This is a genomic window from Kribbella antibiotica, assembly GCF_004349055.1.
Lineage (GTDB): Bacteria > Actinomycetota > Actinomycetes > Propionibacteriales > Kribbellaceae > Kribbella > Kribbella antibiotica.
In genome coordinates, this window is the sequence record NZ_SMKX01000022.1 from 23176 (window position 1) to 45368 (window position 22193).

19 protein-coding genes and 1 pseudogene are annotated in these 22193 nt (G+C 67.7%); 7 read left to right on the forward strand and 13 right to left on the reverse strand.

The window, feature by feature from the left end:
- Positions 1-95 precede the first annotated feature (95 nt).
- The 3 genes from E1263_RS10225 to E1263_RS10235 are packed head-to-tail and all read right to left on the reverse strand — an operon-like array spanning position 96 to position 2373.
- Positions 96-1820, reverse strand: a complete 1725-nt coding sequence (locus tag E1263_RS10225; protein ID WP_132166973.1) for a SulP family inorganic anion transporter — start codon at positions 1818-1820, stop codon at positions 96-98.
- Complete coding sequence (locus tag E1263_RS10230; RefSeq protein ID WP_132166974.1) at positions 1817-2155, reverse strand: ArsR/SmtB family transcription factor; 339 nt, start codon at positions 2153-2155, stop codon at positions 1817-1819. Before E1263_RS10230 ends, E1263_RS10225 begins: the two co-directional genes overlap by 4 nt.
- 11 nt (positions 2156-2166) lie before the next feature.
- Positions 2167-2373 carry a hypothetical protein gene (locus tag E1263_RS10235; RefSeq protein WP_202868810.1) on the reverse strand — a complete coding sequence of 69 codons (207 nt, stop codon included), beginning with the start codon at positions 2371-2373 and terminating at the stop codon, positions 2167-2169.
- Between the two features lie 228 nt (positions 2374-2601).
- Between E1263_RS10235 and E1263_RS43575 the strand changes: the two are divergent.
- Together E1263_RS43575 and E1263_RS10240 are read left to right on the forward strand one after the other, a co-directional pair.
- Positions 2602-2760: pseudogene (locus E1263_RS43575) on the forward strand (glyceraldehyde 3-phosphate dehydrogenase NAD-binding domain-containing protein); the annotation flags it as partial.
- Entirely contained in the window at positions 2758-3279 is a 522-nt protein-coding gene (locus tag E1263_RS10240) for a PEP/pyruvate-binding domain-containing protein (protein WP_238161157.1), read from the forward strand. The pseudogene E1263_RS43575 and the gene E1263_RS10240, both read left to right, overlap by 3 nt.
- A 143-nt stretch (positions 3280-3422) precedes the next feature.
- Here E1263_RS10240 and cydC read toward each other — a convergent pair whose 3' ends face one another.
- The 4 genes from cydC to E1263_RS10260 are packed head-to-tail and all read right to left on the reverse strand — an operon-like array spanning position 3423 to position 9167.
- The gene (gene cydC / locus E1263_RS10245) at positions 3423-5126 is read right to left on the reverse strand and encodes a thiol reductant ABC exporter subunit CydC (RefSeq protein WP_132166976.1); all 1704 of its coding nucleotides are present in this window, start codon (positions 5124-5126) and stop codon (positions 3423-3425) included.
- Positions 5123-6748 (reverse strand): thiol reductant ABC exporter subunit CydD, encoded by a 1626-nt coding sequence (gene cydD, locus E1263_RS10250; RefSeq protein WP_132166977.1) that lies wholly within the window; start codon positions 6746-6748, stop codon positions 5123-5125. The genes cydC and cydD overlap by 4 nt, the downstream gene beginning before the upstream one ends.
- Entirely contained in the window at positions 6748-7764 is a 1017-nt protein-coding gene (gene cydB / locus E1263_RS10255; RefSeq protein WP_132166978.1) for a cytochrome d ubiquinol oxidase subunit II, read from the reverse strand. Before cydB ends, cydD begins: the two co-directional genes overlap by 1 nt.
- Positions 7765-7775: 11 nt before the next feature.
- Positions 7776-9167: a cytochrome ubiquinol oxidase subunit I gene (locus E1263_RS10260; protein ID WP_132166979.1), complete on the reverse strand. Its 1392-nt coding sequence runs from the start codon at positions 9165-9167 to the stop codon at positions 7776-7778.
- Between the two features lie 237 nt (positions 9168-9404).
- Between E1263_RS10260 and E1263_RS10265 the strand changes: the two genes are divergently transcribed.
- Complete coding sequence (locus E1263_RS10265) at positions 9405-10466, forward strand: zinc-dependent alcohol dehydrogenase family protein (RefSeq protein ID WP_132166980.1); 1062 nt, start codon at positions 9405-9407, stop codon at positions 10464-10466.
- A 9-nt stretch (positions 10467-10475) separates the two neighbouring features.
- On the opposite strand, the gene E1263_RS10270 is transcribed toward E1263_RS10265, so the two are convergent.
- The gene (locus E1263_RS10270) at positions 10476-11285 is read right to left on the reverse strand and encodes a universal stress protein (RefSeq protein ID WP_165956565.1); all 810 of its coding nucleotides are present in this window, start codon (positions 11283-11285) and stop codon (positions 10476-10478) included.
- Between the two features lie 214 nt (positions 11286-11499).
- Here E1263_RS10270 and E1263_RS10275 point away from each other — a divergent pair, with 214 nt between their 5' ends.
- Genes E1263_RS10275 through E1263_RS10285 form a run of 3 tightly spaced genes read left to right on the forward strand, consistent with a single transcriptional unit; the run spans position 11500 to position 16108 of the window.
- Positions 11500-12402: a universal stress protein gene (locus E1263_RS10275; protein WP_132166982.1), complete on the forward strand. Its 903-nt coding sequence runs from the start codon at positions 11500-11502 to the stop codon at positions 12400-12402.
- A complete protein-coding gene (locus tag E1263_RS10280) occupies positions 12402-13385 on the forward strand; it encodes a universal stress protein (RefSeq protein ID WP_132166983.1) in 984 nt (327 codons plus the stop codon). The genes E1263_RS10275 and E1263_RS10280 overlap by 1 nt, the downstream gene beginning before the upstream one ends.
- 29 nt (positions 13386-13414) lie before the next feature.
- Positions 13415-16108, forward strand: a complete 2694-nt coding sequence (locus E1263_RS10285; protein WP_202868811.1) for a bifunctional acetate--CoA ligase family protein/GNAT family N-acetyltransferase — start codon at positions 13415-13417, stop codon at positions 16106-16108.
- Positions 16109-16196: 88 nt separating this feature from the next.
- Here E1263_RS10285 and E1263_RS10290 read toward each other — a convergent pair whose 3' ends face one another.
- The 5 genes from E1263_RS10290 to E1263_RS10310 form a co-directional block, all read right to left on the reverse strand.
- Complete coding sequence (locus E1263_RS10290; protein ID WP_132166984.1) at positions 16197-18746, reverse strand: cation-translocating P-type ATPase; 2550 nt, start codon at positions 18744-18746, stop codon at positions 16197-16199.
- A 43-nt stretch (positions 18747-18789) separates the two neighbouring features.
- Positions 18790-19662, reverse strand: coding sequence for a universal stress protein (locus tag E1263_RS10295; RefSeq protein WP_132166985.1), 873 nt, complete (start codon positions 19660-19662; stop codon positions 18790-18792).
- A 42-nt stretch (positions 19663-19704) separates the two neighbouring features.
- The gene (locus E1263_RS10300; RefSeq protein ID WP_132167023.1) at positions 19705-20175 is read right to left on the reverse strand and encodes a DUF1003 domain-containing protein; all 471 of its coding nucleotides are present in this window, start codon (positions 20173-20175) and stop codon (positions 19705-19707) included.
- Positions 20165-20656 carry a pyridoxamine 5'-phosphate oxidase family protein gene (locus E1263_RS10305; RefSeq protein WP_132166986.1) on the reverse strand — a complete coding sequence of 164 codons (492 nt, stop codon included), beginning with the start codon at positions 20654-20656 and terminating at the stop codon, positions 20165-20167. The genes E1263_RS10300 and E1263_RS10305 overlap by 11 nt, the downstream gene beginning before the upstream one ends.
- A gap of 174 nt (positions 20657-20830) precedes the next feature.
- The gene (locus E1263_RS10310) at positions 20831-21778 is read right to left on the reverse strand and encodes a hypothetical protein (protein WP_132166987.1); all 948 of its coding nucleotides are present in this window, start codon (positions 21776-21778) and stop codon (positions 20831-20833) included.
- Between the two features lie 234 nt (positions 21779-22012).
- Between E1263_RS10310 and E1263_RS43195 the strand changes: the two genes are divergently transcribed.
- A complete protein-coding gene (locus tag E1263_RS43195) occupies positions 22013-22180 on the forward strand; it encodes a hypothetical protein (protein WP_202868812.1) in 168 nt (55 codons plus the stop codon).
- The last annotated feature ends 13 nt before the right edge of the window (positions 22181-22193 follow it).

The following is a 22193-nucleotide window of genomic DNA, read 5'->3' on the forward strand; positions in this document are numbered from 1 at the left end:
GCGATGGAGGAAACCACCGGCTCTGCAAGCCGCGTCGCACGCGACGGCAATCTGCATGCAGAACGCAAGAGGAGCACGTTTGTTGCCGGTGGGCGTCATGAATTGCGGCTTGCTGTGGCGGTGTCAGGTTCGGCCGTCGGGGGGTGCAGGACGCCGGTGCTGAACAGGTGGGCGCGGGCGGCGTGGATGGCGTCGGGGGTGTTGGGGAAGACCTGTCCGGCAGCGTGCAGTTGGGTGATGACGGCGAGCGCGGCCAGTGGCCGGTTGTGGTCGGGGCGGATGCCGGAGATGAGGACGGTCATGCCGCGGTGCTGGAGTTTCTGGATGGCGTCTTTGAGGACGAGGGCGCCGCTGGCGTCGATCGCGCTGACAGCTGACATCCGAAGGATGACCACGGAGACGGTGGCGACCTCGGACAGTTCGAGCAGGAAGTGGTGAGCGGCGAAGAGCAGCGGGCCATCGATGCGGTAGGCAACGATGTGCTGGTCCAGCAGGGCTCGTTCTTCGGCGGTGTGGTTGCCAGGCAGGTCGGGATGGAGCGGCATCTGGCGCAGTGTGGCGCTGCGCGCGACCGCTCGAAGCGCAAGCGCTCCGGCCACGATCAGGCCCAGGATGACGGCCTTGACCAGGTCGAGGGCCAAGGTGGCGATCGCGGTCAGGGCCAAGACGATGGCGTCGGAGCGGGTGGCGCGAGCCATCGCCCGCACGGAGCCGACCTCGACCATCCGAACGGCTGTGGCCAGCAGTACACCGGCCAAGGCGGCGACAGGGATCCGCTCGACCAGGGGTGCAGCGGTGTAGATGATCGCTGCGAGGACTGCGGCGTGGATCAGTGCGGCCAGGCGTGAACCGGCCCCGGACCGGACGTTGACCGCGGTCCGGGCGATCGCGCCGGTGGCCGGTACACCGCCGAACATCGGTACGACGAGGTTGGCGATCCCTTGGCCGAACAGTTCACGGTCGGGGTCGTGGCGGTGGTTGACCCCCATGCCGTCGGCGACTGCTGCCGACAGCAACGATTCCAGTGCTGCCAGCGCTGCGACGGCAAGGGCCGCTCCGGCCAGCGACGACAGCGCTGAAAGGTCGATGAATGACAGTGACGGGGCAGTGAGTCCGGAGGGCAGCGATCCGATCCGGGCGATGTCGAGGCCGGCCAGCTCGGTCGCTACGGTCGCAGCGATGACCGCGAGGATGGAGAACGGGACGGCTGGGCGGAGTCTTCCACCTACGAGGATGGCCACCGCGACGAGTGCTGTGGTTCCGGCCGCGGCCCAGTGCGGGTGCGTCGCGAAGGCTGCCACGGAACGGGCGGCGACAACGGCGACCTGATCACCGTCAGGTGGGTGGACACCGAGGGCGGCAGGTATCTGCTGCAGTCCGATGACGGCAGCGATCCCGAGGGTGAACCCTTCGACGACGGGGGCGGGCACGAACGCCATGTAGCGGCCTGCTTTGGCGATGGCCAGGCCGATGAGGATCAGCCCGGCCATCAGCCCGACGGTCAGCACACCTGCCGCACCGTGGGCGTGCACGATCGGCACCAGTACGACGGTCATCGCGCCGGTCGGTCCGGAGACCTGCAGGCTCGAGCCACCGAAGGCCGCAGCCAGCGCTCCGGCGATTACTGCTGTGGTGAGCCCGGCAGCGGCGCCCAGGCCGGACGAGATGCCGAACCCCAAGGCAAGTGGCAACGCGACGATCGCGACAGTCAGCCCGGCGATCAGATCGCGGCGGGGCTGACGCAGCATCGCCGCCAGGTCGTCGCGGGCAGGAAGCAGCGACTGTGCCCGTTGCCGGACCCACGACGAGGAACGCCTCATCGAGTGGTGGTCTCGGCCCCGCGCAGCTCGGCGAGCAACTCACCTTGGGTCGTGATCAAGGTCGTCAGGATCCGGCGAGCGGTGCGCAGCAACTCGGCGACGTCATCACTGGCGATCTCGTAGACCACGCTCGATCCGTCCCGCCGGGACACGACGATGCCGTGCCGGCGCAGCACGGCGAGCTGCTGCGACAAGCTCGACGGCTCGATCGCGATATCGGCCAGCAGATCACGCACGGGCCGCGGACCGTCCTGCAGCAGCTCCAGCACCCGGATCCGCACCGGGTGACCGAGCATCCTGAAGAATTCAGCCTTGGCCTGGTACAGCGGAACCATCGCCGCGCCACTCATTGCTCGCTGCCAAGGTCAGCCGTAGCACTTTGAGCGGCGGGGAGGTCGATTCCGTTCTCCGTCGCGATCCGCGTCAGGCTGTCGAGCTCACCCGTCCGGACGTCGACAGAGTAGAAGTCACCCTCGATCCGGGCCTGCCCTAGCGCCTGCCGCGCGTCGAGCACACGCTGCCTCAAGTCGATCGCAAACTCACCTTCGCCCACGAACTGCCTCCACACTGGTCGATGATCTCAGAATGTATGCAATTGCAAACTTTTGCAAGTCGGCAAGTGGTGGGAGGGCGCCGGCTGGGCTGCGAAGTGGTCTGTCGGCCTCTGGCAGTGGGGACCTTTGGCACTGATCGGCTGGCCGCGACGGGTCTGGAATGGGACAGGCAGAGACGCCTGAACGGCTTCCCGTTCAGCGAAATGTCGCGGCTGAGGAGGCCAGAGATGACTGTCAGAGTGGGGATCAACGGGTTCGGGCGGATCGGCAGGGACTTCCTCCGGGCCGCGCTGGAGCGCGGCACTGAGGTTGTCGAGGTGGTGGCGATCAACGACATCGCTGATACGGCCACACTGGCGAACCTGCTCCAGTACGACGTCGCGATGACTGACTCGCCGTACGTCCATCGCGAGACCGGAGGCACCAGCTACACCACGACCGGCGCTGCCTACCTGGAGTTCGTGCGGGCGGCGAGACTCCGTCCGCTGATCGCGGCCCAGATCCGACGGCTTCGCGAAGGAGCGGACGTGGTCGCGGTCGGCGCATTCATCCGTACGGCGTTCTTCGACGCGCAGGTCGCTCCCAACCTGGCTGAGGCGATCACTCTCGAGTACGTCGCACTTGGCGGACCCGAAGCCGCGTTGTTCGTGAGTTGTCTTGCGGCGGACGAACCGCTCGACGAGTTTCTGACAGGTCCGCAGGAACTGTTCGTCCAGGTGAAGGGCAACCACACCTTGCTGTCGGCCTGCAAACGCTGCTGGGGCTCGGCCTTCACCGATCGGGCCATCACCTACCGAGAGGGCCAGGGGATCGACCACCTGTCGGTCACGCCACGGGTAGGCATCGAACTGATGCCGGTATCGGCGCCGGACCGCGAACCCGTCCTGATCAGCTCTGAGGGGTAGGGAAAGTCGAGCGGCTCGGGACCAAAGACCCTGGCGCCCGGTCAAGCGGCGGCCCTTCTCCGCGTGTCCACCACTGCCGTCCATCGGACGTCAGCCGCCCAGTCGACCGCGCGCAGCTGCCAATGCCAGGCGCGCCAATTGAGCTAGGACCGAGCAGGTGATCTGGTGCGAGCCGAAGGCAGGATGTCGGCGGGGTGGCCACGGCGGCTCACCTCGCCGTGCCCGAGGACAATCACCTCGTCCAGGTCCTCCAGACCGTCCAGGCGGTGGGTGACCAGCAGGGTGGCCCGGCCGCGGGTGGCGGTCAGGATGTCTCGGGTCAGTTCGGCGGCGGTTGGTTCGTCCAGGTGAGCTGTCGGCTCGTCGAGGAGAAGGATCGCCGGGTCAGCGAGGAGAGCGCGGGCCAGGGCGAGCCGTTGGCGCTCGCCGCCGGAGAGTTGGACAGCGCGTTCGCCAACGGTGGTGTCGAGTCCGCTGGGTTGCCGGCTGACCCAGGCCTCGAGCCGGGCCTGGCGGAGGGCATTCATCAGTTCCCCTGTGGTGGCGTCGGGTTTGCCGACGAGCAGGTTGTTGCGGATGGTGGTGTCGAAGAGGTGATCGTCCTGGGCGCAGACGACGACTTGCCGCCGGAAGCTGTCCTCGTCGAGCTCGCCCAGCGGGACTCCGCCGTAGGTGACGGAGCCGCGCTCGGTCGCCAGGAAGCCCGCGAGTGCCGCGACCAGGGTGCTCTTGCCGGCGCCGCTCGCGCCGACCACTGCGATCCTGCGACCGGGAGCGAGCCGCAGGGTGACGTCGCGCAAGGTGGGGTGGGCAGATCCCGGCCAGCGGGCATCCGCGCCGAGAATTGTCAGCGTGTGCCCGCTGACGGCCTTGTTGCCCCAGGCAACTGATGGATGGGGCAGGTCTTCCAGTGCGCGGAGCCGGTCGACGGCTCGGAGCCCACGCACGAGATGCTGAGCGGCCGCAGGCAGCGTAGTGGTCAGCTCGAAGGCAGCCAGTGGCGTCAGTGCGAGTACGGCGAGCAGTACGCCGGACAACTGTCCTTCGCGGACGGCCTGGATCCCGACCAGCAGTTCGCCGACCACGGTGAACGCCAGTGCGGCGCCACCGATGGCGACACCCAGGCCTGCGCCTGCCGCGGACTTGCGGCTCAAGGAAGTCAGCATGCGGTCGCGGCCGGCGATCCGGGCGAGAGCGGCCGGAGCGGCTCCGTAGGCGATCAGGTCGGCGGACCCTGTGAGTAGTTCGTGGACCGGATCGGTCAGGGCAGCCTTAGCCGGTGCCAGTCTGCGCTCAGCTCGGCCCGCGACCAACAGGCTGCCCGCAGGAGCAGCCAAACCCGCAACCAGCAGCCCGGCCAACAGCACCAGGCCTGCAGCCGGCAACAGCGCGCCGAGCATCACCACGGTTGCGGTACCTGTGATCAAGGCGATCGCGATGGGCAGCACAGCGCGAACCAGGAGGTCCTGCACGGCCTCGACATCGCCGACGAGGCTGGCCAGGACGTCGCCGGAGCGGAGCTTGCCGAGTCCGGCCGGTGCGGCTCGGTCGAGGTCGAGCCACGCCTGCACCCGGGTCCTGGCCAGCACGCGGAAGGCGGCATCGTGACCGACCAGGCGTTCGGCGTACCGGATGACGCCGCGGCCGATACCGAAGGCGCGGACGGCGACGATGGCGACCGTGAGGTAGAGAACGGGTGGCTGCTGAGCCGCCCGCGAGATCAGCCAGCCGGAGGTCGCCATCAGACCGATGGAGCAGCTGAGGGCCAGCGATCCCAGCGCGGCGGCCGCCAGCAGCCGCCACGCCTCGGGCCGCGCGATCCTCAGCAGCCATCGTGCCGAGGTCATACAGCTACCGCCGCCGGCGCAAGCTCGACCACTTGGTCGCACAGGCCAAGAAGCGCTGGACGATGCGTCACCAGTACGACGGTGCGGCCGGCGAATGCGGCCGGAAGGGTGTTGAGCAGCTCCCCTTCGGTATCGGGGTCGACGCCTTCGGTCGGCTCGTCGAGCAGCAGCAGGGGAGCGTCCAGCAGTAGCGCCCTGGCCAAGGCGACTCGCCGACGTTGCCCTGCCGAGAGACCGTTGCCCCGCTCACCGATCACCTGCTCCAGCGGTACGTCGACCCTTGCTGCGCCGGCTGCTCGCCGTACGGCGAACTCAGCGGCGGCCGGGCGTCCGAGCCGAATGTTCTCGAAGACCGTACCGGCGAACAGCATGGGGTCCTGGCCAAGCCAGGCGATCTGCGACCGCCAGTCGTCCAGGTCGGCCGTCGCGAGGTCGATGCCGTCGACAACTACCTGTCCGGCGTCCGGCCGGGTGAAGCCCAGCAGCACGGCGAGCAGAGTGGACTTGCCGGAGCCGCTGGGCCCCACGACTCCGGTTACCCGCCCGGGTGGAATCGTCAGGCAGAGTCCGTCGAGCGCGGGGCTGTCACGGTCGGGACTCGCCACCATCACGTGCTCGAGCTCGATGGTCCGGTTCGCCTTGAGGAGCGCGGTACCAGTCGCCGGGATTTCCCTGTCGAGCACTGTGAAGACCTGCTCGGCAGCGCCAAGGCCCTCGGCGCTGGCGTGGTAATGCGCACCGAGCAGGCGCAGCGGCAGGTACGCCTCGGGTGCCAGGATCAGAACCAGCAGAGCTGTTTGGAGATCGAGCCGGCCGTCGACGAGCCGCAGGCCCACTGAGACGGCCACGAGCGCGACAGACAGCGTTGCGAGCAACTCCAGCACCAGGGACGACAGGAAGGCGATCCGCAGCGAGGCCAAGGTGGCCTTGCGCTGCTTGGCGGCGAGCTTTTCGACAGTGGCAACTTGCACTCTTGAGCGGCCGAAGGACTTCAAAGTGCCGAGCCCGGACAGCACGTCCAGGAAGTGGTGAGCGAGGAGCTGGAGGGAAGCCCACTGCCTTGCCATCAGTTGCTTGGTGGTCAGGCCGACCAGGATCATGAAGAGCGGGATCAGCGGCAGCGTGACGAGCACGATCGTCGCGCTGAGCCAGTCCGCCGCGAACATCCGGCCGGCCACGATCAGCGGCACGAAGCACACCAGCACGAGTTGCGGCAGATAGCGGGCGAAGTAGTCGTCAAGGGCATCGATCCCGCGGGTGGCCAGGGTGGTCAGCTCACCGCTACGCTCCCCGGTCAGCCAGCGCGGACCGAGCCGCACCACCTGATGGAGCAGCCGCATCCGCAGCTCCGACTTCACCGCCGCCGACGCGTGGTGAGCGATCACTTCGGCGACCCAAGCCAGTAAAGCGCGTCCAGCCAGAGCGATCGCCAGGAGCGCGAGCTGCCCGCTGAGGTCGTCCAGCCCTGCGCCGTGGAGGAAGGCGTCGGTGATGATGGTTGCCAGCAACCAGGCCTGGGCGAGGATCGCCACCGCCTGACCTGCCCCGATCAGTACCGACAGCGCGAGGAAGACCCGGGTGGCCTTCGCGTAGCGCAGCAGCCGGGGGTCGACGGCGGGCATCAGCTGGCGACCTTCTGTACCGGGGTGGGGAAGTCAGTGCGGCCGAGCCGGGCGCGAAACACCCAGTAGGTGTAGCCCTGGTACAGCACCACGAGCGGGGTGAAGATGACCGCGACCCAGGTCATGATCTTCAGCGTGTACGGCGTCGATGCCGCGTTGAGCGTGGTCAGGCTGAACGCGGGGTCGGTGGTCGACGGCAACACATTCGGGTAGAGCGTCGTGAACAGGGTTGCGGAAGCCAGTGCGATGGTGGCGGCAGTGCCGAGGAACGCCCACCCTTCCCGGCCGAGCCTGGATGCGATCAGCCCACCGATCAGGCAGAGTGCAGCGGCCACCGCGAGGGCCCAGGTGATCCAGGAGCCATCGAGGGTCTGCGTCCAGCCGAGGAATCCCGCGGCTGCGACGACGCTTGCGATGCCGAGTGGCGGCACCACCTTGAGCGCCCGGTCGTGTACGTCGCCGTGAGTCTTCAGCGCGAGGAAGACCGCGCCGTGCAGGGCGAAGAGCAGCAGTGTGGTGAGTCCGCCGAGCAGGGCGTAGGGGTTGAGCAGGGTGAAGAAAGACCCGGCGAACTCGTGGTCGGCGCCCATTGGGACACCGCGCACGATGTTCGCCAGCGCGACACCCCAGAGCAGCGCTGGTACGGCGCTGCCGCCGACGATGACCAGATCCCAGCGACGGTGCCAGGTGGCGTCGTCGATCTTGCCGCGGTACTCGAGTGCGATGCCGCGGAGAATGAGTGCCACCAGAATGATCAGCAGCGCAAGGTAGAAGCCGGAGAACAACGTCGCGTACCAGAACGGGAAGGCCGCGAAGGTCGCGCCGCCCGCGACCAGCAACCAGACCTCGTTGCCGTCCCAGACCGGGCCGATGGTTCGTAATGTGACCTTGCGGTCGATGGCGTCGCGGCCCACGATCGGCAGCAGCATGCCGACGCCGAAGTCGAAGCCTTCGAGGACGAGGTAGCCGGTCCAGAGGACGGCGATGAGCAGGAACCAGATATCAGTGAGTGCCATCGGTGGCTTCCTCAGTACAGGAAGGCCGGCTCAGCGGCCTCCGGGTCGGACGAGTCGGCCTCGGCGGGAACCTCACGGGCGAAGCGGAGCAGGAGGAACACCTCGACCACCGCCAGTACGCCGTACAGGAGGGTGAGGACGATCAGCGAGGTGAGGACGCTGCCGGCGCCCACGCTGGGGGAGACGCCGTCGCGGGTCTGCATCAGACCGAAGACGATCCAGGGCTGGCGGCCCATCTCGGTGAAGATCCAGCCGAAGCTGTTGCCGACCAGGGGGAGCAGCGGGACGGCAAGGGCCGCGCGGATGAGCCACTTGGTTGCGCGCGGTCGCGGCCTGCGGAGGCGCCAGAGTGCGAGCAGGGCGATAGCCGCCGCCAGAACACCCGAAAGAATCATGAACCGGAAGCTCCAGTAGGTCAGCGGCACGTTCGGCGTGTAGGTCCCTGGGCCGAACCGCTGCTCGTACGCCTGCTGCAGATCGTTGATGCCTTCGACCTGGCCGGTGGTGGTGCCGGTCGCCAGGAAGGACAGCCCGTGCGGGACCTTGAGCGACCAGATCTCCTTGCTGCCGTCGAGTGAGCCGATCGTCAGGATCGAGAAGGGCGCCGGCGCGGACGTCTCGTAGAGCGCCTCCGCTGCGGCCATCTTCATCGGCTGGGTCTCGGTCATGATCTTGGCCTGGATGTCACCGGTGATCATCACCGCGGCCGCTGCGACGAGGGTCGTGATCGCACCCAGTTTGACGGCCGGCCGGAAGAGGTCGGTGTGCTTGCCAGGGCGACGCAGTAGGTGCCACAAGGCGATGCCCAGCATGAACGCGCCGCCGGTGAGGAAGCTGGCCGCGATCGTGTGCGGGAAGGTCACCAGCGCGACCTTGTTGGTGAGCACGGCCCCGAAGTCGTGCAGCTCAGCGCGGCCGGATGCCTGGTTGTAGGTGTAGCCGAGCGGCCACTGCATCCAGGAGTTGGCTGCCAGGATGAAGTAGGCCGACAGCTGGGTGCCGATGGCAACGAGCCAGATCGAGGCCAGGTGCACCTTCTTCGGCAGCTTGTCCCAGCCGAAGATCCACAGGCCCAGGAAGGTCGACTCCAGGAAGAACGCGAGCAGCCCCTCGATCGCCAGCGGCGCCCCGAAGATGTCGCCGACGAACTTCGAGTAGTCGCTCCAGTTCATCCCGAACTGGAACTCCTGGACGATCCCGGTCACCACGCCGATGGCGAAGTTGATCAGGAACAGTTTCCCCCAGTACTGCGTCATCCGCCGGTACTTCGTGTTCCCGGTCCGGTACCAGGCGGTGTGCAGCCCGGCGACCAGCGCGGACAGCCCGATGGTGATCGGAACGAACAAGAAGTGGTAGACGGTGACGATCCCGAACTGCCACCGGGCAAGGTCTATGGCATCCATGCTCCCGACCTTTCCAGCCGGCCCCCGCCGGCCCCAGAGCCGAAGGTCCCACAACCAACGGGACCCTCAGTCCGAAACGCTGTGCAACCACGGTCCGGCCACGCCGCCAGGGGTGAAGGGCCTGTCCACAGACGACGAAGGTCCTGCCGGGCTGGTGCGGTTCTGCTCTGCCGGATGGCAGTCAAAGGAGCGACCGTCAAAGAGACAGCGACCGTCAAGCCATGGAGGAGATCGACCATGAAGGCTCTTGTGTACAACGGACCTGGGCAACGGAGCTGGCGGGAGGTGCCGAATCCGGTGATCCAGGATCCGGAGGACGCGATCGTGCGGGTCGATGCCGTCACCATCTGCGGCACGGACCTGCACATCCTCAAGGGCGACGTACCGACCGTCGACCGCGGCCGGATCCTCGGTCACGAGGCCGTCGGCACGATTCTCGAGGTGGGCCCCGCGGTCCGTGGCGTGGCACCGGGGGACCGGGTGCTGGTCTCCTGCATCAGCTCGTGCGGACGATGCGAGTACTGCCGGGAGAGCCGGTACGGCCAGTGTTTGGGCGGAGGTGGCTGGATCCTCGGTCACCTGATCGATGGCACCCAGGCCGAGCAGGTCCGGGTGCCGTTCGCCGACCGTTCGGTCTACAGGCTGCCGGACGGCGTGAGCAACGAATCGGCGCTGCTGCTGGCTGACATCCTGCCGACCGCGTTCGAGGTCGGTACCCTGGCCGGCCGGGTGGGTCCGGGCGACACGGTCGTCATCGTCGGCGCCGGCCCGATCGGGCTCGCCGCGATCACCACCTGCAGGTTGTTCAGTCCGTCGAGCATCATCGTGGTCGACTCCGCTCCGGCCCGGCAGAAGGCGGCGCTGGATCACGGTGCCGATCTGGTGTTCGGACCGGACGTCGATGTGGTTGCCGCGGTCAAGGAGTTGACCGGAGGGCTCGGTGCGAACGTCGCGATCGAGGCGGTCGGCGTACCGGAGACGTTCGAGCTGTGTACCCAGGTGATCCGGCCGGGTGGCCGGGTCGCGAACGTCGGCGTCCACGGCGCACCGGTGACGCTGCATCTGGAGGAACTCTGGATCAAGGACATCACCATCACCACCGGTCTGGTCGGCACCTCGTCGACACCGCGGCTGCTCGCCATGCTGGCCGCCGGCCGGTTGCCGATGCCCGGTCTGATCACGCACCGGTTCGGACTGGACGAAATGCAGGACGCGTACGACGTGTTCTCGCGGGCGGGGGAGACCGGCGCACTGAAGGTGGCGCTGTTCAGCGACGAGTCCAAGGACCTCGAGGCCTGACGATGTCGGTCAGTGGACGATGCAGACTGGGCAGTCGGCGTGGTGCAGGACAGCCTGGCTGACCGATCCGAGCAGTAGTCCGGTGAAACCACCGTGGCCACGGGAGCCGACAACGACGAGTTGGGCATCGGCCGACAGGCGGAGCAGTTGCTCGGCCGGGTGGCCGACTACCTGGGTGATCTCCACCGGTGGTCCATCGGGGACCAGATGGGTGAGGGCGGCAAGCTGGTCCGCGGGCACTGCCTCGTGCTCTGCGGCGCCAGGTCGCTGGACGGAGACGACGCGAACGGTGAGTCCGTGCCGGCGGGCGTACTCGCGGCCGAACCGGAACGCTGCGACGCTGGGAGGTGACCCGTCGTATCCGATGACGACGTAGTTGCCGACCAGATCGGGTTGCTCCGAACGGACGATGACGACCGGGCAGCGGGCGTAGGCGGCCAGGCCGACACCCGTCGAGCCGACCAGCACGCTGAGGACCGAACCGACTTCCCTGCTGCCGATGACGAGAAGATCCGCTTCGTGCGACTCGTCGGCGAGGACTGGAAGAGGGAAGCCGTCCACCACGCTGGAGGCGGCGGTCAGGTCGGGCTGAAGTTTGTGCGCCAGTTCGAGCGCTGTCTCGGCGATCTGGTCAGCGGCTGCCCGGAGCCCGGGTGCGAACGCAGATGGGCCGAGCGGGACCCGGAACTGCGGCCACACGAACGCGTGGATCAGGTGCAGTGAACCGCCGGTGGAGGCTGCCTCGGCGGCAGCCCAGCCGATGGCACTCTCGGCCTGCTCAGAGCCGTCAACTCCGACGACGATTCGCGTCTTCGACATGGGTGTTCTCCTCCGTGATGGGTTACCTCCACAGTCGCGGTAGGTGCTGCCGTCGATGTAGGGGCGAAGGTCCTGACCGGGCAGGGCGTCGCACCGGGCACCAGTCCCGAGCCGACGGGTCTTTCGGCACCTGAGCGGGTGACTACGGGCTCTGCCTGCGATCGGCATCCACGGGTCACGATCGAAGCAGACTGCCGAACCGGAAGGATCCACCGTGTCCACCACGCTGTCACCCGAAATCGTCCGTCCCGTGATCGAAGTCGGTGTCGACGGCGCCTGGCGAGAGGCCGGCGCACTCGAGTGGGCGCTGCACGAGTCCCTGCTACGGCGCGAGCCGCTGCACGCTGTCCACGTCGTCGAGAACAAGACCCAACGCACCCGGTACTACGAGCCGGTCGTCACAGCCCAGAGTGAGACAGACCTGGTCAACGATGTTCGTGAGTGGCTGAAGGCCAACGGCGAGGATCTCGACCACCAGGTGGAGCTGATCGCGGGTTCGCCTGCCGTCAGCCTGACCAGCACGGCGCTGAGGAGCCGGATGCTCGTGGTCGGACGCCGGGGGATGGGCATTTTCAAGCGGTTGCTGCTCGGATCGACCTCCGAGGTGGCCGCCGGCCGAGGACATGGGCCAGTGGTTGTCGTACCTGCGGGATGGACACCTCCGTCGGGAAGCGCGCCAGTGGTGGTCGCTTTGGACGACTCAGGTGAGAACGATCCAGCGATTGAGTTCGCAGTCGAACTGGCCGTCGAGCGTCGCGTTCCGCTCTGGCTGGTTCACGCTTGGGATCTTCCCGCTGTCTACGGCTGGAATCCGGCGATGGATATGGCGGTAGGGGAGGACTGGACAGCCACCGTGGATCGGCACTTCGAGGCCGTCGCGCAGCAGTGGCGCCACAAGTACCCCGAGCTGGAGATCGTGCTCGATGTCCGTCGTGGTCACGCGGTCGAAAACCTGCTGAAAGCGGCCGAGGCCGTCCATGCACAGGTACTTGTCCTAGGCGGACACCATCGCGCACACCTGCCGTCCGTGCTGCTCGGCTCGGTCGTGCGGGGTGTCCTCCAGCACGCGATCTGCCCGGTCGCGGTAGTGCACTGTGCACAGCCGGACTCCGCGTGATGGCTGATTCCCTGGGCGCCGGTCCGGTGGTGGTCGAGGTAGACGGGTCAGCCGAAGGATTGCGCGTGCTCGACTACGCCTGCACGGAGGCGATCCGCGACGAGGCCGATCTGGTCTTGGTCGCCGCGCATCGGGAGTCCAGGGCAGCGACCAGCAGGGAGCCACAGCCATCTGCTGAACGGGCCGACGAGTTCTTGCGGATCGCCACCGCGCACGTCCGCCGCCAGATCGGAGAGGCCGTCGAGGTGCGGGCGGTCTGTGCGGCCGGGACACGAATGAAGGTGCTGTCGGCGACGGCCCGTGGCGCCCGTACCTTGGTCATCGGGCGACCACGGCATCGCGGACCGGAGCGCTTGATCGCAGCTCGCAGCAACCTGCTCTTGGCCCGTCGGACCGACTGCCCGCTGATCGTCGTACCAGGGTCGTGGAAGGTGGCTCCGTCTCAGCGAGATGTCGCTGTGGGCGTCGACGGTACTGCGCTGTCGGCCGAGGCCGTCGCGTACGCGTTCCGCGCGGCGGCTGCCCGTGGCGGCAACCTGGTCGCGGTTCATGCCGCACCCCGCCTCTCGGCTCCCGACGGCTTGTGGGTTCGGAAGGCAGAACTCGAGTTGGCCGAGGTGCTCGGACGCTGGTCCGCGGAGTACCCCGGCGTGAAGGTGACGCGGTACCTGACGTGCCGTCCGGTCGTTGCGGCGCTGCTGCACAAGTCACGCGAGGTAAGCCTTGTGGTTCTCGGCGCCCACGCGGGCCTCCTCCCGATCGGCGACCCGATCACCCGCCGCACCATGGCCGTCGTCGACGGACCGGTAGCGATCGTGCCGCACCGCCCGGCGGACAGAAGCCAGCACACCGAACCACGCTCCGTCGGCGCCTTCCTGAGCAGAGAAGCGGCTGCTGCGGTACCGGCCGCCAAGGCTGCCCTGCCAACAACGCCGCTCCTGGAGCCATCAACCAACGGCACACCAGTCACCGCCGGCCAGTAACCGCCCGGCCATCTCAAGGAGGATTTCGAGTGATCGTCACTGAGCCGCGTACTCCGGCGGGGTGGGATGCGTTGGCCAAGGATGGGGCCGTCGTCCACCTTCGCTCCGTGGGCGCTGACGACGAAGAGGCCTTGAAGGGTTTGAACCATCGGGTTTCGGAACGCTCGATCTACCTGCGGTTCTTCGCGCTCGACCGTCATGGTGCGGACAAGCAAGCCCATCACCTCGCGGTACCTCCGCCAGGAGACCGTCCTGTCGCGTTGATCGCCGAGGTCGAGGGCCGGGTCGTTGGTGTTGCAAGCTTTGAGCTGGTCCGGGCGGGTGAGGCGGAGATGGCGTTCCTGGTCGACGATGCGGCGCAGGGGCGCGGGATCGGTACTTTGCTGCTGGAGCAGCTCGCTGCGGTCGCCCATGACCAGGGGATTCACCATCTGCTCGCCGACACGTTGGCTGACAACGGCCCGATGCTGTCGGTGTTCACCAGGTCTGGTTTCGAGCAGGTCCACACCCTCGATCAGGGCGTCGTCGAACTGTCGCTGGACACCGGCTATGCGCCGTCGGGGATTGACCGGATGGCCGAGCGGGAGCGGGTGGCCGGGGACCAGTCGCTGCGCCGGCTGCTGTCTCCGGCTTCGGTCGCGGTGATCGGTGCGGGGCGCAAGGCGGGTGGGATCGGCCATGAAGTGCTGGCCAATCTTGTCGAGGGTGGCTTCACTGGCGAACTTCTCGCGGTCAATCCGCAAGCCAAGGAAATCATGGACATCACGTCGTATCCGTCGATCGGGGCTGTTCCCGGTCCGGTGGACCTGGTGGTGATTGCGGTACCGGCGGACCGAGTGCCCGCGGTGCTGGAAGAGTGTGGCCAGGCCGGCGTCGGAGGTGCGGTGATCTTGACGGCCGGGTTCGGCGAGTCCGGCCCGCAAGGACGGGAGATCCAGGATGGCCTCGTCGCCACGGCTCGCAGGTATGGTCTGCGGCTGATCGGCCCGAACTGCCTCGGCATCGCCAACACCGCGCCGGCCGTCCGGTTGGAGGCGAACTTCGCGACACTCCGCCCGTTGGCCGGAACCCTCGCGCTCGCTGCGCAATCCGGTGCGGTTGGTGTTGCTGTCCTCGATCATGCCAGCCGGGTAGGTCTGGGGATTTCGGAGTTCGTCTCGCTGGGCAACAAGATCGATGTCAGCGGCAACGATCTTCTCCTGCACTGGTGGCAGGAGCCCCGAACCGATGTGATCGGGCTGTATCTGGAGTCGTTCGGCAACCCGCGCAAGTTCGGTCGCTTGGCTCGGCTGGTCGGCCGGACCAAGCCTGTACTGGTGGTGAAGAGCGGCCGGTCCAGCAGCGGGCGTCGCGCTGGTGCGTCGCATACGGCCGCCGCGGCAACTCCCGATACGGCTGTCGACGCCCTGTTCGCCCAATCCGGCGTACGGCGGATGGACACGCTGGAGGAGCTGGTCGAGACCGCTCGGGTTCTTGCCGGCCGCCCGCTACCTCACGGTCGACGCCTTGGAGTCGTGGGTAACGCCGGCGGCGCCGGAGTACTGGCCGCTGACGCAGCGGAGACGTTCGGTGTCGAGATTCCCGAGCTCAGCGAACCCACCCGGAAGGCCATGGCTGAGACAACGGGAGCGCCAACGGCAGGCAACCCAACCGATCTGGGCGCCGCCGCGTCCACGGAGGTGCTCGAGCGAGCGATCAAGGTGTGGCTGAGCAGCGGCGAGATCGACGCGCTGCTTGTCGTCTTCGCCGCGACCAGAGCGGGCGACGTCGACGAGACGTACGCCGCGATCGCGCGAGCCGCGGCCGGTGCGACGATCCCGGTGGTCGTCAATTGCCTCGGTGCTCCCGGTGCAGCGCCACAGGTCGAACTCGAAGACGGCGGCCGGTTGCCCGTCTTCCCATTTCCTGAGGGCGCGGTGAGAGCGCTCAGCCAGGCCATGCGGTACGCCGAATGGCGGGCCCGGCCACAGGGCGTCGTACCGGTCCTGCCGGACGTTGATCTGGCCGCTGCCCGGGCTGTCGTCGCGGAGTTTCTCGCCGCTGTTCCCGAGGGCGGTTGGCTCGGTCCGCAGGCGGCCGAGCAGCTAATGCGCGCCGTTGGCATCATGATCGTGCCGACGGCGTCCGTGAGCCGCCGCGACGATGCGATCGCGGCGGGGGACCTGCTGGGGTATCCGGTGGCGCTGAGGACCGCGGCCGCCGGTGTCGTCCACAAGACCGACGTCGGTGGCGTGCACCTCAACATCGCTGACAGCGCAGCCCTCGGTACTGCCTACGACGCCGTGGCCGCCGCGATCGGTGATCCACACGTGGTGATCCAGGCCATGGTGCCTGCCGGGATCGAGCTGGTCGCCGGGCTGGTCCGCGATCCGTTGTTCGGCCCGGTCCTGATGGTTGGCAGCGGTGGAGTGCTGACCGATCTGCTGGCCGATCGCCGGTGGCGCGGGCTCCCGCTCACAGATCTGGACGCCACCGAGATGGTGCGGTCGCTGCGATGCGCCCCCTTGCTTGCCGGATACCGCGGCGCGGATCCGGCCGATGTCCCCGCGGTACTGGACGTGCTGCACCGGATTGCCTTGCTGGCCGAACACCTCCCCGAGGTCAGCGAGCTGGACGTGAACCCTCTCATCGCAACCCCAGCCGGCGCGTTCGCCGTCGACGTGAAGGTCCGCATCGCCACCGCCATCTCCGAACCTGGTGCCTACTCGCGCCGGCTCCGATGATCCCGCCGGTACTGCCGCGGCCGCTGCCCCCGGCGGCCGCGCTCCCGGCTGGAACGCGGGCCTGGCCCTCGCAGCCAGGCAAGAGCGGTCAGCCCCGGCTACGGAACCGGCGTAGCACCCGGACGACAAGACCTGGGACAGCTGCAACGATGAGGGCGACACCGAGCTGGGTGAGCGTCAGCGTCTCGAGTCCGAGCAGCTCACGCAGCGGAGCGAAGACCAGCGGCAGCAGCTGAGCGATTCCGGCGCCGGCCACCGCGAGATCGAGGAAACGGACCCGGCTCGTGCCCGGCGACGCCGGCCGCCGTAGCGCCATCACTACCCCGAGTTGCGCCATACCGAGGACGATGAAGGTCATCGTCTGCCAGGGGCCGTCGGTTCGTTCGGCCCAGACGCCGGCGGCGATCGCGACCAGCGAGATGAGCCCTCCGGTCCAGGCGATCCGTTGCCACAGGCCACCACCGAGGACGTGCTCGTCGGGCGCGCGGGGTCCGCGGCTCATCGCCTTCGGGTCGGCAGGCTCCGCGCCGAGGGCGACGCCGGGCAGGCCGTGAGTGAGCATGTTGATCCACAGAATCTGCGCGGGCAGCAAGGGCACGGTCAGCCCCAGCAGCGGACCGACGAGCATCACGACGACCTCGGCCGCACCGCCGCTGAGGGCGTAGCGCAGGAAGGTACGGACATTGCCGTGGATCCGCCGCCCTTCCTCGATCGCGGTGACGACGGTACCGAGGTCGTCGTTGGTGAGGACGAGGTCGGCGGCTTGGCGGGCCACCTCGGTACCGTCCTTGCCCATCGCCACCCCGATGTCGGCTCGCCGCAGCGCGGGCGCGTCGTTCACACCGTCCCCGGTCATCGCGACCACCTGACCCTCGGCTTGCCAGGCCCGGACGATGTCCAGTTTCTGTTCTGGCCGGATCCTGGCGTAGACGCGCGCCTGGGAGGCCGGGCCGGGGTCGAGTCCGTCGTCGATGTCAGTGCCCGTGACGACGTGGTCGCCCGGGTCGAGGCCGATCCGGTCGGCAACCGCGCGGGCGGTGCCGGGAGCGTCTCCGGTGATCAGGAGCAAGCTCACTCCGGCGTTGCCGAACGCGGCGACGACCTCGGCGGCGTTGTGGCGAACCGGATCGGTGATCGCGATCAACCCGGCCAGGTGCAGACCGGACTCCGCGTGGGCCAGGTCGACGTCGGACTGTTCCTCGCGATCGGCGACCGCGAGTACTCGAAGCCCCTGCCTGGCCAGATCGGCCGCCACAGCTCGGGCGGCGTCGAGATCGCCGTACTGGATGATCTGGCCGTCCAGCAGTACGTCGGGCGCGCCCTTGCAGACGACCAGGAAGCGATCCCGGCCGGTGAGCTGATGGACCGTGGTCATCCTCTTCCTGATGCTGTCGAAGGGGATCTCGGCAGTTCGGGGATGTGCCTTGCGATGGTCTGCTGCCACGACGCCGCCCTTGGCGGCAAGGGTCACCAGCGCCGCCTCTGTCGGGTCGCCGAGTGGTAGCCAGCTTTCGTGGTCGGCATCGGGCGGGCGCAGATCGGCGTCGTTGCACAGCACGATGTCGCGGAGGAGGCGAGTCATAGCTGCCGGGCTACTGGAGCCTTGGCCGACTGGCTCGATCGAGCCGTCTGGTGCGTAGCCGTGGCCTTGGGCAACAGAGTGACCGGACTCGGTCCACAATCGCTCGGCCAGCATGACGCCTTCGGTCATGGTGCCTGTCTTGTCGGCCGCGATCACGGTGACGGCGCCGAGGGTCTCCACGGCGGGGAGGCTCCGGACGACTGCCGCCTTCTTGGCCATCCGGTGAGCGCCGAGCGCGAGTGCGAGCATGACGACAGCCGGTAGCGATTCGGGGACGGCTGCCACCGTCAGGCTGACTGCGGTCACCAGCATCTCGCTGACCGACCGGCCGCGGAGCAGACCGGAGACCCCGACCAGTGCCGACAGGGTGAGGGCGGTGATCGTCAGTGTCCGGCTCAAGGATCGGAGTCGCCGTTGCAGGGGCGTCGGTCGGGGCCGTTGTGCAGACAGTAAGGCGGCGATCTGTCCCAGCGCGCTGTCCGGACCGGTTCGGGTGACGATGCCGCTGCCCCTGCCGTTGGTGACGACGGTTCCTGCGGACATCTCGATCGGGGTGTCGTCACGGAGTTCCTTGTCGACCGGTACCGATTCCCCGGTCAGAGCTGCTTCGTCGGCCTGCAGCCGGGAGGCGGTTACCAACTGGAGGTCGGCCGGCACGACGTCGCCGGCCTCGAGTAGTGCGAGGTCGCCTGGGACGACCTCGTCTGCGGCAAGTACCAGAGTCCGGCCGGACCGGATGACGCGCGCCTGTGGTGCGGCGAGCTGGCGCAGGGCAGAGAGGGCTTTCTCGGCCCGGAGTTCCTGGATCACGCCGACGGTGGTGTTCAGGGTGACGACCAGCAGGATGACCGTGAGGTCGGTGAAGTCTCGCAAGGTAGCGGTCAGGGCGGCGGCAGCGAGGAGGATCAGGATCATAGGGTCGCGCAGTTGGCCGAGGACCCGAGGGAGGACGCCAGGTGGCGCCGGCTGGGGGATCGAGTTCGGACCGTGTTCGCTGAGGTTTGCCGCTGCCGCCGCGTCGGTCAGCCCTTCTGGTGTCTTGAGGTCCAGTGTCATTCGCGCTGCTCCTGTTGGTCGTTGGTCAGGTCTGCCGAGATGGTCAGCGGACGATCGCGACCGGGCATCGGGCGTGCTGGAGGACGCTCAGGCTGACGGAGCCGAGGAGGAGGCTGGCGAAGCCGTCGCGGCCTCGTGAACCGACGACCAGCAGCTCGGCGTTTTCGGCTGCGAGTACCAGCGCCTGGGAGGGGTGGCCGCTCATCAGCCGTACTTCGAGTTCGACGTCTGGGTAGTCGGTCTCGGCGCCTGCCAGCGACTCCGCCACGAGCAGCCGGTCTTCGTTCGCGATGTCGGCCGGATCGAAGACGAGCAGTCCGAGTCCGCCGCTGAAGGTGGGTGCCGGATGCGGCGTCACGTTGACCGCCACCACCCGGGCACTCCGTGCCTCGGCCTGGTCGAACGCGAAGCCGATTGCCTTGGCCGAGGTCTTCGAGCCGTCGACGCCGACAACGATCGTGGGCCTGTCTTGCGTCCTGGGGGCCGGGGCAGGGACCACGACGACCGGGCCGGCGGCGTGCGTGCCGACCTGGGTCACCACCGAACCGAGCAGGATGTCGGTCCAGCCACCGAGTCCACGGGAGCCGAGGACGCTCAGCCGGGCATGGAAGGATTCGTCGATCAGGGCTGAGGCGGTTGAGCCGTCGATCAGGACGGCGTCCACTGTGAGTGGGGGGTGCTGCAGGCGGATGTCGTTGGCCAGAAGGTCCAGCGCTGCCTCTTGGACTCGACGCACATCGGCGATCGGCTCCGAGTCCGCAGTGGGGTAGCCCATCGGGCCGGGCTCGAAAACCCTCACGATACGTAGCGGTGCGAGCTGCCGAACAGCCTCCGCCGTTGCCCAGCGCAACGCGGCGCTGCTCCCGGGAGAGCCGTCGTAGCAGGCGACAACAGGGTCGATCGTTTTCAGTGACATGAGGTCTCCTCGAGCAATTGACAGTTCGGGGTGGCCACGCTCTCAGCCTTCGCGAGGACGGGTGGTTCTGGCTGTGGGCGGAGTTACGACCACGCTGCGGTGGATCTCCTCGGTCAGCGTGTGGATCGCGCGGGTGAGCCCGGTGTTCTCCTTGAGCTCTTGCTCCTGCTCCACGAAGTCGTGGTCGGCCTTGGCGTGCTGGAAGGCTGCTTGCCGGTTCTGGCCGATCATCACGAAGGCCGACAAGAAGATTGCCTCGAGGGAAACCACCAGGGTGAGCTTCGGCCACGGCTGTGACTCGATCAGTAGCATCCAGACCGCGAATCCCACTGCATGGAGATAGACGAACGGCATCGACCCGGCAAAGGCTGTGATCCGGTCGGCCAACCGGGCCTGGAGGTTGGCGGAGCGGGCGCGCTGGTGTGCCAGGACGACCGGATGGTGAAGCGGAAGGTCGCGGAGGATCTCCGGGAGATTGACTTTGGTGAGTACCGGCCGGCCGTTAGCTTTCATCGCGCTGTCCGTTTCGATCGCCAAGCAGAGCATCGTCGCCTGGCGGCGGCCAGATCATGACCCGGCGGCCGCGGAGCGATTCGACGGTGAGCCGGATGAAATGGGGCCACCGGCCGGGCACCCAGGAGCGGGCCGGAAGGTCTAGGGACACGTCGGTCGTCTCGGCGTCGGTCAGGCGGGAGAGGTGCCCGACGACGGTCACGGTCCAGCCGGTCTGGCTGACGGCGTCGATCGAGTCGGTTTCGAAGGCAACGATGTCGCCGCGTTCCGCGGCCCGGTACTTGTCGCCGTCCGCGGTGCAGAACACCACCGTTTCGCCGTCGATGGTGAAGTTGACCGGTCGGACGGTCGGCAGGCCGCCCTCGGTGAAGACGATGCGGCCGATCGGTACGGTCTGCATCAGCTTGAGGCAGTCGGCCGCGTCGAGGATCTCCAGACCGGCATGGTCGAATCGCTGCGCAGAGCGCTGTGGTGCCTTCATGGAATGGTCCCGCCGGCGGGAAGATCCAGCGGTTGCATCGGTCGTCATCGCGCTCATTTCCACCGTCGGAGGAGTTGTCTACCTCCATGGAAGCGCTCCGGTACTGCCGCGTGGCAGTGCCGGACTACCCCAGCACGAGGGCCATTGGGCCCACGCGCCGGGGGCTGTCGGCCACTAGCTGACGGTGACCCCGGCGGCTTCGAAGTCGTAGGTCTTGCCGCCGAACTGCAATGCATCGACTGCACCGGAGAAGGCGTAGTCGCGGCCCTTGCTGACGGTTGCCGTGAGCAGCTTGGCGTCGTCGCCGCCGTCATTGAGGTAGTCGAGCATCTCGGTCCAGGTGCAGCGGGCGCCGTTGATCGAGCACGCCGTACCGTCGAAGGCCGTACCGGACAGTCCCCAGTGCTTGGCAACGTCGGTGGAGGCGTTGAAGGCCGTCCACTGGTTGGCGGCGCCGTTGGCCGGTACGTAGACCAGCGACGAGTAGTTCGATGCCACGGCGGTCACGTTGGGGTCGATCTCGAAGATGATGCTTGGCATGTTGTTGCCCAGGGCATTGTTCTCACCGGTGGTGTAAACCGAGAAGCCCACCGTGCCGAGGTCCTTCACGTTCCCGCCGGCGAAGTCGGCCTCGTTGCCGAAAGCCACCTTGTCGGTCGCGGAGGCGGTGTGCAGGTTGAGAGCGCCGTCACCGAGCGGCGGCTGGGTGGATGTCGTGGCGAGCTCGGCGTCGGCCGCGCCGATCACGTTGCGGTGCACCGTGCCCCAGTGCTTGAGGTACGCCGGGCCTGCCCTGTTCAGCTTGGTCTGGACCGCCGGGGCGAGGTCAGCCTCGGCCACTACGCCGTCCTTGAGCTTGGCCGAGGTGTCGACTCCGTTCGCCGGAACCGCAAGCATCTTGGCGACGAACGCCTGCTGCAGGTCGCCCTCGCCGAGGCTGTAGTTGACCACCTGACTCTCGGAGACCGAGTTGCGGACCAGCGGATAGGTGACGGCCGTAGCAGTCTGGCCCGTGACGCCTGCGTCAGCGGTGCCACCGCCGAGTACCGAGATACCGACAGCGGTGACAACAAGCGTGCATGCGGATCCGGCCGCCACCAGGCGGTTCTTCGAGTTGGTCATGATTCCCCTTGCTTCCACCCCGAGCGGGACGGAATTGTGGTGCCGCCAGGAGTCGAACCCGGCCCATTCCCACACACCCAGCCGCAGTCCACGGCGGCTACTGTCCGTGAACGTATAGGTCTTCGACAGTGCTGTGAACGGTCAGGCGGTCCGCAAAGGTCCTACTTCGTCCGGCAAAAGACCCTTTGACCAGATCACCGCAGTGGCCATGCAGGGCAGGTCGGTCTGTCCGTTGTGCGCGTAGACGATCTCGACGTGCCCGGCCAGGCCGCCGACGGTTGCTGCCGGCAACGGATGGCGCCCGAATTGAAGACGCGCTACGGCTACTTCGTCGTACTCGGCGTCATGGCGGCCACCGCCATCGTTCTCTTCACAGTGCTCAAGCGCAAATATTGGCTGTGACGGCACTGCAGAG

Coding starts and splice junctions, on each gene's coding strand:
- E1263_RS10225 (WP_132166973.1), bottom strand. CDS start 1,820: ATGAGGCGTTCCTCGTCGTGGGTCCGGCAACGGGCACAGTCGCTGCTT.
- E1263_RS10230 (WP_132166974.1), bottom strand. CDS start 2,155: ATGGTTCCGCTGTACCAGGCCAAGGCTGAATTCTTCAGGATGCTCGGT.
- E1263_RS10240 (WP_238161157.1), top strand. CDS start 2,758: ATGACTGACTCGCCGTACGTCCATCGCGAGACCGGAGGCACCAGCTAC.
- cydC (WP_132166976.1), bottom strand. CDS start 5,126: ATGACCTCGGCACGATGGCTGCTGAGGATCGCGCGGCCCGAGGCGTGG.
- cydD (WP_132166977.1), bottom strand. CDS start 6,748: ATGCCCGCCGTCGACCCCCGGCTGCTGCGCTACGCGAAGGCCACCCGG.
- cydB (WP_132166978.1), bottom strand. CDS start 7,764: ATGGCACTCACTGATATCTGGTTCCTGCTCATCGCCGTCCTCTGGACC.
- E1263_RS10260 (WP_132166979.1), bottom strand. CDS start 9,167: ATGGATGCCATAGACCTTGCCCGGTGGCAGTTCGGGATCGTCACCGTC.
- E1263_RS10265 (WP_132166980.1), top strand. CDS start 9,405: ATGAAGGCTCTTGTGTACAACGGACCTGGGCAACGGAGCTGGCGGGAG.
- E1263_RS10270 (WP_165956565.1), bottom strand. CDS start 11,285: ATGTCGAAGACGCGAATCGTCGTCGGAGTTGACGGCTCTGAGCAGGCC.
- E1263_RS10280 (WP_132166983.1), top strand. CDS start 12,402: ATGGCTGATTCCCTGGGCGCCGGTCCGGTGGTGGTCGAGGTAGACGGG.
- E1263_RS10290 (WP_132166984.1), bottom strand. CDS start 18,746: ATGACACTGGACCTCAAGACACCAGAAGGGCTGACCGACGCGGCGGCA.
- E1263_RS10295 (WP_132166985.1), bottom strand. CDS start 19,662: ATGTCACTGAAAACGATCGACCCTGTTGTCGCCTGCTACGACGGCTCT.
- E1263_RS10300 (WP_132167023.1), bottom strand. CDS start 20,175: ATGAAAGCTAACGGCCGGCCGGTACTCACCAAAGTCAATCTCCCGGAG.
- E1263_RS10305 (WP_132166986.1), bottom strand. CDS start 20,656: ATGAAGGCACCACAGCGCTCTGCGCAGCGATTCGACCATGCCGGTCTG.
- E1263_RS10310 (WP_132166987.1), bottom strand. CDS start 21,778: ATGACCAACTCGAAGAACCGCCTGGTGGCGGCCGGATCCGCATGCACG.